The following is a 12,600-nucleotide window of genomic DNA, read 5'->3' on the forward strand; positions in this document are numbered from 1 at the left end:
TCACGACGGCTGCCCCGCCGGGTCCGAATCTCCCGCGGCCGGGTTCTGCGGTCTCGCGGGCGGAATGACATCCCTCGCGCCCGGCGAATTGCGCACCGCGAGCACCCGCTGGAACACCGTCACGATGCTGAGCACCGCGAGCGTCCACATGGCGACGTGCACGGCCAACGTGAGCCACTCGATATCCCAGTAGCCTCCGATACCGGTGAGACCCGCGCCGACGAGCACGATGACCAGCCGGTCCGGCCGCTCGATCAGACCGCCGTCGGCGGAAAGGCCGCTCGCCTCGGCACGCGCCTTGGCATAGGAGATGACCTGCGAGCTCACCAGGACCACCAGCGTCGCGGCCAGCAGCGCCCTGTTGTTCTCGTGGTACACCGCCCACCAGGCGAGTCCGCCGAAGATCGCGCCGTCCGCCACCCGGTCGCAGGTGGCGTCGAGCACCGCGCCGTAGCGCGTGCCGCCGCCGCGGGCCCTTGCCATCGCGCCGTCGAGCATGTCGAACATGACGAACAGCCAGATCACCATGGTTCCCCAGAACAGATGTCCGCTCGGGAACAGGGTGACCGCGGCCGTGATCGAGGCGGTGGTGCCGATGACGGTCACCGCGTCCGGGGTGAGCCCGGTTTTGACCAACGCCTTACCCAGTGGCGCGGTCGCTTTCGCGAACGCCTCGCGGCCGAAGAAGCTCAGCACTTCTAGTCCGTTTCCTGGTGTGTCGTGCGGAACTTCCGCACCCGGTCGGCTTCGATGAGCGCGGCCACGCGATCGCTCACTCCGATTCCTTCCATGCCTGCGCGAGCAGCGCCCGTGTCTCCCGCAGTAGCTGCGGCATCACCTTGACCCCGCCGACGATGGTGATGAAATTGGCGTCGCCACCCCAGCGCGGCACGATGTGCTGATGCAGGTGGTCGGCCAGCGATCCGCCCGCCACACCGCCGAGATTGAGCCCCACATTGAATCCGTGCGGCCTCGACACGCTCTTCATCACCCGGATCGCGCGCTGGGTGAAGGCCATCAGCTCGGCGCCCTCGGCCTCGGTCAGATCTTCCAGATTCGCCACCACCCGGTAGGGCACCACCATCATGTGCCCCGGGTTGTACGGGTAGAGATTGAGCACGGCGTAGACGAGTTCACCACGGGCGATGATGAGGCCGTCCTCGTCGGACATCCTCGGGATATCGGTGAACGGGTGTCCGGTGGAATCCGCGGGACGGGCGATGGCCGCCTCCGCGATATAGGACATCCGGTACGGCGTCCAGAGTCGTTGCAGCCGATCGGGTTCGCCCGCGCCTCTATCGACGATGCTGCCGTCGTCCACGGTGTCGTCCAGTTCGTCCAACCCGTCCGGCGCCGCCCGCTCGCTCATATCCGCTCCGCCGACACGATTTCGAAACCTTCCGCTGTAGGCGAGGCGTTCTCCCTGTTGGCGATCCAGGCGACGACGGTGGCCACCGCGTCGGCCACCGGCACCCCGTTGACCTGGGTGCCGTCCCTGAACCGGAAACTCACCGCGTCCGCGTTCACGTCACGCTCGCCCGCCAGCAGCATGAACGGCACTTTCTGGGCGGTGTTGTTGAAGATCTTCTTCTGCATGCGGTCGTCGCCGCGATCCACCTGCGCGCGGATACCCGCGTCCTGCAACTGTTCGATCACCCGATCCAGGTGCGAGGCGAAGGCTTCGGCGACCGGAATGCCGACCACCTGCACCGGCGAGAGCCAGGCGGGGAAAGCGCCCGCGTAATGCTCGGTCAGTACCCCGAAGAAACGTTCGATGGAGCCGAACAGCGCGCGATGGATCATCACTGGACGCTGTTTGGTGCCGTCGGAGGCGGTGTACTCGAGCTCGAAGCGTTCGGGCAGGTTGAAATCGAGCTGGATGGTCGACATCTGCCAGGTGCGCCCCAGCGCGTCCTTGGCCTGCACGGAGATCTTCGGGCCGTAGAACGCGGCCCCGCCCGGATCGGGGACCAGTTCGAGACCCGAGGCCGACGCGACCTTGGACAGGGTTTCGGTGGCCTCTTCCCAGATCTCGTCGGAGCCGACGAATTTCTCCGGATCCTTGGTGGACAGCTCCAGGTAGAAATCATCGAGGCCGTAATCCTTCAGCAGGTCGAGCACGAACCGCAGAGTGGAGGTCAGCTCCGCGTGCATCTGCTCCTTGGTGCAGTAGATGTGCGCGTCGTCCTGGGTCATGCCACGCACGCGGGTGAGTCCGTGGACCACGCCGGACTTCTCGTAGCGGTAGACCGACCCGAATTCGAACAGCCGCAGCGGCAGCTCCCGGTAGGACCGGCCGCGGGCCCGGAAGATCAGGTTGTGCATCGGGCAGTTCATCGGCTTGACGTAGTAGTCCTGGCCGGGTTTGCGGACGGTGCCGTCCTCGTTGAGTTCGGCGTCGAGGTGCATCGCCGGGAACATGCCGTCGCGATACCAGTCCAGGTGGCCGGAGACCTCGAACAGGTGGCCCTTGGTGATATGCGGTGTGTTGACGAATTCGTACCCCGCGGCCACATGGCGGCGGCGCGAGTATTCCTCCAACTCCTTGCGGATGATGCCGCCCTTGGGATGAAACACCGGCAGCCCGGAGCCGAGTTCGTCGGGGAAGCTGAACAGATCCAGCTCCAACCCCAGTTTGCGGTGGTCGCGGCGCTCCGCTTCGGCCAGCAGATGCAGGTATTCGTCCATCGCCTCCTGGGACTCCCAGGCGGTGCCGTAGACGCGCTGCAGATCCTCACGATTCTGATCGCCGCGCCAGTAGGCGGCGGAACTGCGGGTCAGTTTGAAGGCGGGGATGAATTTGGTGGTGGGGATATGCGGGCCGCGGCACAGATCGCCCCAGACCTTCTCGCCCGTGCGCGGATCGAGGTTGTCGTAGATGGTCAGCTCTTTGCCGCCGACCTCCATGACCTCGGGATCGTCGATCCCGGATTTATCGGCGATCAGCTCCAGCTTGAACGGCTCGCCCGCCAGCTCGACCCTGGCGTCGTCCACCTCGACCACGCGACGCGAAAAGCGCTGCGCGCCTTTGACGATCTTCTTCATCCTGGATTCCAGCTTCGCCAGATCGTCCGGGGTGAACGGGCGATCGACCCGGAAGTCGTAGTAGAAGCCGTCCTTGATGGGCGGGCCGATGCCGAGTTTCGCCTCGGGGAACTCCTGCTGCACCGCCTGCGCAAGCACGTGCGCGGCCGAATGCCTGATCACGCTGCGGCCGTCCGCGGAACCGGCCGCGACCGGCTCCACCTCGGTGTCGACCTCGGGAATCCAGGACAGATCCCGCAGCGTCCCCTCCGCGTCGCGAACGACGACGACGGTGTCGGGGCCTTTCGTCGGCAGACCCGCCTCCCGCACCGCGGCGCCCGCCGTAGTCCCGGCCTGCACCCGGACGAGGGCAGCTGGGCTGATAGGGGCTGAGGTGGTCACGGCAGCGCACTCCTTGGCGTTCTCGTGGGCGGGTCTTTCCCGCGCGCGTCATCACCGGCGACAAATTCGCTCCGGCGCGACCATGCTAACCGTCCGCGCTCCGCGCGCATTCATGCCGTACGGCTGGACGCCGCAAGAATTGTGTTCCGGTCGTGCGCGGGATATGGAAGGAGTTTGCGTGTCCCCCGGAGTTATCCGGCCGTTCACGAAATGCGCGAAAGCGGGCCGGGCGATTTCCTCAGCTCTCGGCGGCCAGTGCGGCGAGCAGTGCGGCGCGCTGCGCGGCGGGACGTTTGGGGCAGCTGGTGCACATCTGACAGCCGGGCACCTCGAAGACCAGGCAGCACGAGATACGGCGGACGAAGGTCCGGCCTCCCACCTCGACGAAGCGCGGAACCGGGAGTTTTCCACCGATCTCGGCCGCGAGCCTGGCGCCGGCGACGGGATCGCCCGCGTCGAGTGCGCGATTGCCGATGGCGTCGGCGGCGATCGCCCACAGTGCCGCGACTCCCACGCCCGATGCCTCGGCCACCGGCGCGATCACCGCGGCGAGTGTGTCGTGCATCGCGCTGGCGGGCGCACCGGTATCGAGCGGGTTGCCCGCGGGCGTGTGCGCGCCGGGCAGCAGGTGGACACGGTCCACGCCGCCGTCCGGTCGCACCTCGCAGTCCAGGCTCCGCAACTCCGGTCGCGGCGCGGGCATGCCATCGACGTAGGCGCGGACCAGCTGTTCGACCAGCGCCGAGGCCACCATGCACCACCACAGCGTGCCCGCGACGCGCGGTGTGGCGGTACCCCAGGATCTGCCCATTTCCGCGATCCGCGCGGTCAGCCAATCCGCATGCGTGAGGGTGACTCCGGGGACGGAATTCACCACGCGAGGGGACTGTGTAACCATTCCGATTCGACTCCGATCCAGCCGCCGACAATTCCGAAAGTGCCGAGAACCCACAGCGTCGCGATTACCAGCGACATGGTAGCTATCGCCGCGAGCGCTCGTAGTGCCGGACCGCGCGCGGTGTACCAGGTCATAACGCGCCGATACGCCTCCCGCAGCCGACCGAGGGACCTACGCGCCCAAGCGAATTCGGTGGCGAGAATGCCGAGTCCGGCGAATACGATCGCCCAGCCGGGACCGGGGTACGGAATGGCGACGATCCCCACGACCAGCACCGCCGTGCCGCCGAACCCGACGCCGGCCCGGTAGACGAGGTTCAGCGTAGGGCGTTCGGCCAGCCCCGCACGGAAGGCACGCCAACCGGACGGCGTCGATCGGGGATCGAGCTCCGTACTCATACCCGACAGCGTACGAGGCCACCGCGCCCGCGCAATCGGACCGGAGTTCCCGCAAACGCGCAGAGAATCCGATGCGCGCGGTATGCCCACTCTCCGGCCCGCGTTATCCGACCCGGCCGATTCGGCCTGGACGGCGGCGCCCGTCCCTGACCCCGTTCGCGGGGACGGGTACCCAGCCGAGGGATCAGACCAGTTCCGGCGTCATCGGGTCCGCCACGGTGTCACCGATATGCGCCAATCCGTCGACGGTCACCTCGATGACCTTGGCGCTGGCGATATCGAAGAACAGCCCCGAAACCGTCACCCCGCGCTCGGCGACCGCCGCGCGCACGGCGGGATGGCGGCGCAGAGTCTGCAACTGCGTCGCCACATTGACCATGCCCAACTGGTCCACCTCGCCGAACCCGGCGGCACGCGCGGCGATCGCCACCGGATGGCCGTGGCGGAACCGGTCCAGGCTCGGCCGCGCGTGCGCGAGCCACGCGCCGATCCCAGGATCGGCCTCGGCGCCGGAATACAACGCCGCCATGGCTCCGCAGGACGAATGGCCGCAGACCACGATGGACCGCACGTTCAGCTCTCGGAGCGCGAACAACAGCGCCGCTTGCACCGAGGCGTCGCCCTCGGTGGGCACCAGATTGCCCACATTGCGGACCGTGAACAGATCGCCGGGGCCGCTGTTGGTGATGACATTGGGCACCACCCGCGAGTCGGCGCAGGTCAGGAAGAACGAATCCGGATCCTGTCGGTCGCGCAGTTCGTCCAGGTGCGGACGCACCACGTGGGCGTGGCTGCGGTGATAGGCAGCGACGCCCGCGGCCACCGGATCCGGATGCCGCCGATCCTCATGGCGCCACGGTCCGAGGATTTCCTCGAAGACCGCGCGCCCGAAACCGCGAGCGGGCGGCCCGGCCGTCGCGTCGGCCATCCGGACACTGCCGATCTCCACGAAATCGACACTGCCGCCGTTACTTTCCTGTTGACGCACGAAATCCTCGATGGCCTCGAACGCGGCGTGGTCCAGGAAGTCGACGGTCATCTCGACGGTGACATCCGCGTCGGAGGGCACCTTCGCGAATTCGGCGGACAGTTTCGGCAGGGCGAGAAAGGTGCACGAACCGTCGACGGTGATCAGCCAGCGCTGTGAGGCCGGAATCGGCGCGGCGACGATCGCGACCCGCACCACCCGCCACAGGAGCAGGCCGAAGGCGAGAGCGAGTCCGATGACGACGCCCTCGAGCAGGTTGAGCAGGACGACGCCGAGCACCGTCACCGTGTAGACCAGCAGATCGCCGGTGCGCCGCGCGAGTTCGATGTGGGCCAGCTTCACCAATTGCACGCCGATCACGATCAGCAGACCGGCCAGCGCGGCCTTCGGAATCCGTTCCACCAGCCCGACCAGCGCGACGGAGAACAGCAGAATCCACACACCGTGCAGAATCGCCGAGGCCCGGCTGCGCGCGCCCGCGTGGACGTTGGTGGCGCTGCGCACGATGACGCCCGTCACCGGCAGGCCGCCGATCAGTCCGGACAGCACATTGGCCGAACCCTGGCCGATGAGCTCGCGATCGAAATGCGTGCGCGGCCCGGTGTGCATCTTGTCGACCGCGACCGCGGAGAGCAGACTCTCGACGCTGGCGATCAGCGCGACGGTCAGCACGGTGACCGCGACTGCCGACCAGCCTCCCTCGGGGAGCCGGGGCAGCGCGATGGCGTCGAACAGCGAGCCGCTCAGCACGATCCGCTCCGCGCCGGTCGGCAGCACCGTCGCGAGGACAGTGGCGACGAAGACCGCGACCAGCGGACCCGGCACCACCCGGACCTTGGCCGGGACATAACGCCAGCACAGCATGATGGCGATGACCACGCCACCGACGAACGCGTCCCCACCGCGCAGCGACATCAGCCGACCGGGCAGTCCGATGATGTTGTGCCACGCCGAACTGTGCGATGCCCCGCCGAGCAGCACGTGCGCCTGTTGCAGCGCGATGGTGATGCCGATTCCCGCCAGCATGGCGTGCACAACCACCGGCGCGACGGCCAGGGCCGCGCGGGCGATTCGACTGAGCCCGAACAAGATCTGCAGCACGCCCGCCGCGACAACGATGAAACAGGTTACACGCCAACCGAATTGGTTGATGGACTCGGCCACCACCACGGTGAGACCGGCGGCCGGGCCGCTCACCTGCAGGGTCGATCCCCCGATCGCGCCCGCGACGATACCGCCGACGGCGGCGGCGACCAGGCCCGCGGCGACGGGAGCGCCTGAGGCCACCGCGATGCCGAGTGAAAGCGGTAGCGCGACAAGGAAAACCACGATCGACGCGGTTACGTCATGGCGTAGCACCCGGTGGTGTAGAACACGGCGGAACCGCGACGTCCGCGTTACGGGATCGGTGTCGGTGTCGGTGAACATAATTCTCCTTCGCCGGATCACGGATCCGGTTCATCGGTCGAACATGTACTGGCATCGAAAGCGAGTGGCGGACGAAGCCCGTGGCCCCTCGTGAAGCGCGACCCGGTGGCGCATAGGTCACCGAGATAGTAAAGACTTCGCAAAGCATATGAAAAGGTTTTGGGGGGCAACCGGGCCAACCGCTATCGAACTGTGACTTATGTCACAGTTCATCGGCTGAATCCTCGCCCCGAAGACCGGCGCGGATACCGTTGCCGCGCATCAGGAAACCCGGCGGGCACACACACCGCCGGGGACGTCGACCGCCCGCGTCAGTCCCCGAGGGCGCGGTCGCGCAATCCGGTGAGGATTCGGGTGAGCGTGCGTGAGATGTGCATCTGCGACACCCCGAGATGGTCGGCGATCTGGGATTGACTCTGCCCCTCGAAGAACCGTAGGCGTAGCACCGCGCGCTCGACATCGGGCAACTCGACAAGTAACGGCGCCACCGTGAGCGCGTCCTCGGTCAGCCCATAACCGGGATCGTCGTCGCCGAGCGTATCGGTGACCGAGCCCGTGTAGGTATCGGAGTCGGAATTCTCGACGGGAGATTCCAGGGAATTGGTCCGATAGGCGTTGGCGGCCAGCAGCGCCTGGGTCACCTCGGTCAGATCCGCGTCGAGTTCGACGGCGACCTCCATGGCGGTCGGCGGACGCTCCAGGCGTTGCGACAGCGCTTCGACGGCCGGGCCGAGAGTGAGCTTCAATTCCTTGATCCGCCTCGGCACCCGGACCGCCCAGGTGTGGTCACGGAAATGCCTGCGCACTTCACCCATGATCGTGGGGACGGCGAAGGCGAGGAAATTCGCTCCCCGCCCCGGATCGAACCGATCCACCGCCAGCACCAGACCGAGCGAGGCGATCTGACGCAGATCGTCGTAGGTTTCGCCGCGACCGGTGAATCTGCGGGCGATATGGTCGGCCAGCGGCAGACACCTGCGCACGATCTCCTCACGCAGCGCCGCCCGCGCGGGGTCGTCGTGCCGCATCGATACCAGCGTCGCCAGTCGGGGCTCGATATCGTCGTAGCTGTCGCCGCGGCGGCGCGGTATCTCCGGTGCGGCGTCGCTGTCGTTCGCGATCGTCGATGCCATGAGTCCCTCATTCCCGGACGCCGCGCTCTGGTTTCTCGACGCGCCCCCGGTTCTTCGAGGGCGCCGTTTCGAACGTGCGACCGCTGTGACGACTCGAGTCGGTGCGCCGACCAACCTCTACGACCCCGAACCGGTACGACCGGCCCCTGATATCGGCGCGCCGAACGCGAACCCGATTCATTACACGAATGCACCAGCGGTACGGGCCGGTGCGGCATATTCCCGAACATCCGTCAACGTTCATCACGCAATGTCGCGAGACGATTCCGCTCGCCGTGGCGAGACAGACGATCATGCCACAAACCGCGCAGTCGGTAAATGCCGCCGCGAGCTGCGCAAACCGTCGACAGCTTTCGACAAACACCACAAAATGCCAGGTCAGAGCGATTCTCGACCCGCGTTCCTCGCGTTCCGGCAGATGCCGTAGCGAGAAATCCACACAAGTGGTGACCAATTCGAAATTTCCCCGGAATGGTTCGGACCGCCGCATACCAATGGGTCGATCCGCCGATTTCCCACGGGTACTCGGCGCTATTATGCCGAGCCCCGAAACTCCACGACGCCATTGCCCGTGCCGGTAGCCGATATCGCGCCGCGGAGAGTTTCCGGCACGGCCGGATGGCGGGGCCTGCGACCGCCCCTCGGGCCGCCGCCACAGGTCGATGCCGGGCCGATCGCGGGCGATCTCCGGCGCGGCGCAATCGGCGACCGCGACCGGCCCGACGCCCGAATCCCAGGAACCGGCACGGCATCTCGTCCGCGACCGAAGCCCTTGACCGCGCCTCCGCCGCAATGCTAAGCAAGTGCACAGCATTCGAATCGCATCGATTGCCTCGGCAATGAGAAGGAATCCACGATGACGCTGCAGTCGATTTTGGACGAAATACAGAAGCGCCCCGGCACGGGTGAGGTCATTCCGATCATCGATCCCGTGACCGAAGCGCAGATCACCGAGTTCACCGACTGCGGGGAGGACGCGGTCAACGAGGCCGTCGCCCGCGCGAAGGCTTCCTTCGAGTCGGGTGTCTGGGTTGGCCTGCCCGGGCGCGAGCGGGCCAAGATCATGTGGCGCATCGCCGATCTGATGGATCAGCACCTGGACGAATTCGCCGAACTCGATTCCCTCAACACCGGCATGCCGCTGGCACAGGCGAAGATGATCGTGCCGACCTGTGCCGAATTCTTCCGCTACTACGCCGGCTGGTGCACCAAGATCAACGGCACCGCGCACGAAGTGCAGATGACCGGTGGCGTTTCCGGCGCCTACGCGAATATGCACGCCTACACCCTCAAAGAGCCCTACGGCGTGGTCGGCCTGATCTTCCCGTGGAACGGCCCGATCTTCAACGCGTGCGCCAAAATCGCCCCCGCCCTGGCCGCGGGCTGTAGCAGCATCGTGAAACCCGCCGAGGAAACCCCGCTGTCGGCGCTGCTGCTGGACCGGATCATCAAGGAAGCGGGCGTCCCCGACGGCGTCGTCAATCTCGTGACCGGCTACGGCCACACCGCCGGTGCCGCGCTCACCGCGCACCCCGATGTCGAGAAGATCGCCTTCACCGGATCGACCGAGGTCGGCAAGATGATCGTGCAGGCCTCGGCGGGCAATCTCAAGAAGGTCATGCTCGAACTCGGCGGCAAGTCACCGGTTCTGATCTACGACGACGCCGATCTGAACATGGCCATCATGATGGCGTCGATGGGCATCTTCGTGCACTCCGGCCAGGGTTGCGTCTGTGGATCGCGCATCTTCGTGCAGAGAGGCGTGTACGACCAGGTCGTGGAAGGTATCGCGAATGTCGCGAACAACCTGAAGCTGGGCGGTCCCAAGGAAGAGGGCACCATGATCGGTCCCCTCATCAGCCAGAAGCAGCTCACGCGGGTCATGGGCTATATCGATGAGGGCAAGAAGGACGGCGTCGACGTGGTCACCGGCGGGCATCGGCTCGACCGGACCGGTTACTTCGTCCACCCCACCGTGCTCGCCGGTGTCGACCCCGCCACAAGCAGGCTGTACAAGGAAGAGATCTTCGGCCCCGTGGTCACCGTCCTGCCGTTCGATGACGACGACGAAGCCGTGGCGTTGGCCAACGACACGACCTACGGGCTCGCCGCCACCGCGTGGACGACCAACCTCGGCCGCGCGCATAACCTCGCGAAGCGTCTGGAGGCGGGAACGGTATCGCTGAACTGCCAGCTGGTCTTCGACCACGGCGTGCCCTTCGGCGGCTACAAGCAATCCGGCTGGGGCCACGAGTTCGGTAGGGAGGGCATCGAGGCCTACATGAAGACGAAATCGGTCTGGGTCCAGCTCTGACGCCTCCGCCCCTCGCTCGACGACGGTGAGCGAGGGGCAGGAGGTGTTCGAATCTGCACACGCGGAAAAGGACGGTCCTCCTCAGCCGAGGATGCGGCGCAGCCAGGTTTTGCCGGCGGCGTCCCGGTGGCCGGAGCACCACTGGTCGGCGGGGACGGCGGCTCTGACCTGGGCGATGTGCTGGCCACAGCCCGACCAGGTGGTCTTGCCGCAGCTCTTGCAGCGGACGGGTCGACACATGGGGTGATGTCTTTCGTGAGTGGTCAGGCCGGAGTCTCACCGGCGTCGACGGCGTCGGCGAATTCGCAGAAAGCGTCGTAGGCGCGGGCGCCGTGGATGGTGGCGGGACCGCCGTGCATGAGGAAGGTGACCCCGATGGCCTCGGCCGCCTCCTGACGGGTGGCCCCGGCACGGGCAGCCGCTTGTCCGTGCGAGGCGATGCAGCCATCGCAGCCCTCGACAACGCCGATGGCCAGTGCGATCAGTTCCTTGGTCTTGCGGTCGAGAGCACCGGGAGCGAAGGCCGCTTTGCTGAGCTCGCCGAAGCCCCGGTACACGTCGGGGATGGCGCGGCGGAGTTCGCGGTGCAGCGGGGAAAGCTCGCGAAGCACGTCCTTGCCGTGACCGGAGGCCTGCATGGTTTCGCCGACTGACGACATGGACTGTTTCCTTTCCTCACATCCCGTCGGGGGATACACGGCAAGCATAGCATCCCCCCGGGGGTATATTCGCCGAGGGTGGCCGGCGGGCGGCCCGCCGCGAAGTACCCAGGACTACCCAATTCCTCGGGTGCGTCCTTTCCTGTTCTCCTACGTCTGTCCTGGTGCCTATCCCCCACGGATCGAGGAGTCACCATGACCAACCCCAACGAGTTCGAGTCCACTGCGACACATCGCCCTGTGACACATCGCCCTGTGACACATCGGACAGACGCACCACCGCAGCCTGCGGCGCCCACGTGTTGCGGCACCGAACGGCGGACCACGTGCTGCGATCACAGCCACAAGGCGACGTGCTGCGGTCCGGCGGCGACAGCCGGCGGTGGGTGCGGCTGCCAGTAGCCCTCACCAGGTGCGGTGCGAGCCCCGAGCGGCTCGCACCGCACCTCCGTCGGGTCGTGGTGACGTTGCGGTGCCGGTCTACTCGTCCGATGTCGGTGTGGCCCCACAGGCGCAGGCTCCGCGGCGGGGTTGATAGTCGTGCACGTGACCGGTTCGGTCCTGGCTGATCCGACAGCAGGCGCGCAACTGGGCCTGGAGCGCGGCGCGGCCTCGTTGGACGCGGGACTTCATCCCGGACACCGAGATACCCGCCGCACCGGCAGCGGCGACGTGCGTGCGGCCGTCGAGGTCGACCATCCTCACCGCGGCCGCCTGCTCGGCGGGCAACCCGGAGAGCATCGGCACCAGGCACGAGGCGAGCTCTCTCTGCGCCGCCTCGTCGGTGTCGGGTTCACCTCCGCCCGCGGACGGGTTGTCCGGGACGACATCGACGGGTAGTTCGCGGCGATGGGGCGCGGACCGGTAAAAGTCGGTGATCGCGTTGCGGGTGATGGCATACATCCAGCCCAGGATCCGGTCCTGATCGCGCAGAGTGTCCAGGCTCTCGGCCATCCGCAGGAAAACGATCGACAGGATGTCGTCGGCGTCTTCCCGGCGCGAGACCCGGCGGGCGATGAAGGCCCGCAGATCGCTGGAAAAGCGACGCCAGAGCCGGTCGAGATCACCATGTTTCGGCTGTGGTGTGGTCGCGGTGCCGGCCCTTGCCTCGCTCATGATCCTGGTTCCTTTCCCTCTTCAGCATCCTCGCCCGGCGGCGCGCTGGCGAGCCTCGGTTCTCGTCACAGGTACCGACGACGGTGACCGCGATCGGACGCATCCTGCGTCCGAATCCGTGGTGTCACGTCTGTATGAGCGCCGATGTCGGGTTCTCCGATTCGACGTATCGGTCAGCGCGGTGAGGAGGTGAGAGCGATGCTGACGACACATCTGTTGTCGGGTCTGACCAGCGAAGAG

The 12,600-nt window shown here is 66.7% G+C and carries 11 protein-coding genes; 1 reads left to right on the forward strand and 10 read right to left on the reverse strand.

Annotation, left to right across the window (positions count from 1 at the left end):
• The 7 genes from pgsA to ABZS43_RS13850 all read right to left on the reverse strand — a co-directional run bounded on the left by pgsA (position 1) and on the right by ABZS43_RS13850 (position 8,271).
• On the reverse strand, positions 1-696 hold the full coding sequence (gene pgsA, locus ABZS43_RS13820) for a phosphatidylinositol phosphate synthase (RefSeq protein ID WP_355036219.1): 696 nt from the start codon (positions 694-696) through the stop codon (positions 1-3).
• A 76-nt stretch (positions 697-772) separates the two neighbouring features.
• A complete protein-coding gene (locus tag ABZS43_RS13825; protein WP_355036220.1) occupies positions 773-1,369 on the reverse strand; it encodes an HIT domain-containing protein in 597 nt (198 codons plus the stop codon).
• Positions 1,366-3,426 carry a threonine--tRNA ligase gene (gene thrS, locus ABZS43_RS13830; protein ID WP_355036221.1) on the reverse strand — a complete coding sequence of 687 codons (2,061 nt, stop codon included), beginning with the start codon at positions 3,424-3,426 and terminating at the stop codon, positions 1,366-1,368. Before thrS ends, ABZS43_RS13825 begins: the two co-directional genes overlap by 4 nt.
• Positions 3,427-3,664: 238 nt before the next feature.
• A complete protein-coding gene (locus ABZS43_RS13835; protein ID WP_355036222.1) occupies positions 3,665-4,303 on the reverse strand; it encodes a (2Fe-2S)-binding protein in 639 nt (212 codons plus the stop codon).
• Positions 4,297-4,722 carry a TIGR02611 family protein gene (locus tag ABZS43_RS13840; RefSeq protein WP_355036223.1) on the reverse strand — a complete coding sequence of 142 codons (426 nt, stop codon included), beginning with the start codon at positions 4,720-4,722 and terminating at the stop codon, positions 4,297-4,299. Before ABZS43_RS13840 ends, ABZS43_RS13835 begins: the two co-directional genes overlap by 7 nt.
• Positions 4,723-4,906: 184 nt before the next feature.
• Positions 4,907-7,138, reverse strand: coding sequence for a SulP family inorganic anion transporter (locus tag ABZS43_RS13845; RefSeq protein WP_355036224.1), 2,232 nt, complete (start codon positions 7,136-7,138; stop codon positions 4,907-4,909).
• Positions 7,139-7,449: 311 nt separating this feature from the next.
• Positions 7,450-8,271, reverse strand: a complete 822-nt coding sequence (locus ABZS43_RS13850; RefSeq protein ID WP_355036225.1) for a SigB/SigF/SigG family RNA polymerase sigma factor — start codon at positions 8,269-8,271, stop codon at positions 7,450-7,452.
• An 856-nt stretch (positions 8,272-9,127) separates the two neighbouring features.
• On the opposite strand from ABZS43_RS13850, the gene ABZS43_RS13855 reads away from it, so the two are divergent.
• The gene (locus tag ABZS43_RS13855) at positions 9,128-10,585 is read left to right on the forward strand and encodes an aldehyde dehydrogenase family protein (protein WP_355036226.1); all 1,458 of its coding nucleotides are present in this window, start codon (positions 9,128-9,130) and stop codon (positions 10,583-10,585) included.
• Positions 10,586-10,666: 81 nt separating this feature from the next.
• Here ABZS43_RS13855 and ABZS43_RS13860 read toward each other — a convergent pair whose 3' ends face one another.
• From ABZS43_RS13860 to ABZS43_RS13870, 3 genes are all read right to left on the reverse strand, one after another.
• Entirely contained in the window at positions 10,667-10,825 is a 159-nt protein-coding gene (locus tag ABZS43_RS13860; RefSeq protein WP_355036227.1) for a hypothetical protein, read from the reverse strand.
• A gap of 23 nt (positions 10,826-10,848) precedes the next feature.
• On the reverse strand, positions 10,849-11,223 hold the full coding sequence (locus tag ABZS43_RS13865; RefSeq protein ID WP_355036397.1) for a carboxymuconolactone decarboxylase family protein: 375 nt from the start codon (positions 11,221-11,223) through the stop codon (positions 10,849-10,851).
• Between the two features lie 501 nt (positions 11,224-11,724).
• On the reverse strand, positions 11,725-12,360 hold the full coding sequence (locus ABZS43_RS13870; RefSeq protein WP_355036228.1) for a sigma-70 family RNA polymerase sigma factor: 636 nt from the start codon (positions 12,358-12,360) through the stop codon (positions 11,725-11,727).
• Between the last annotated feature and the right edge of the window lie 240 nt (positions 12,361-12,600).

Origin of the sequence: Nocardia sp. NPDC005366, assembly GCF_040606855.1 — a bacterium.
In the GTDB taxonomy this organism is placed as follows: Bacteria; Actinomycetota; Actinomycetes; order Mycobacteriales; family Mycobacteriaceae; genus Nocardia.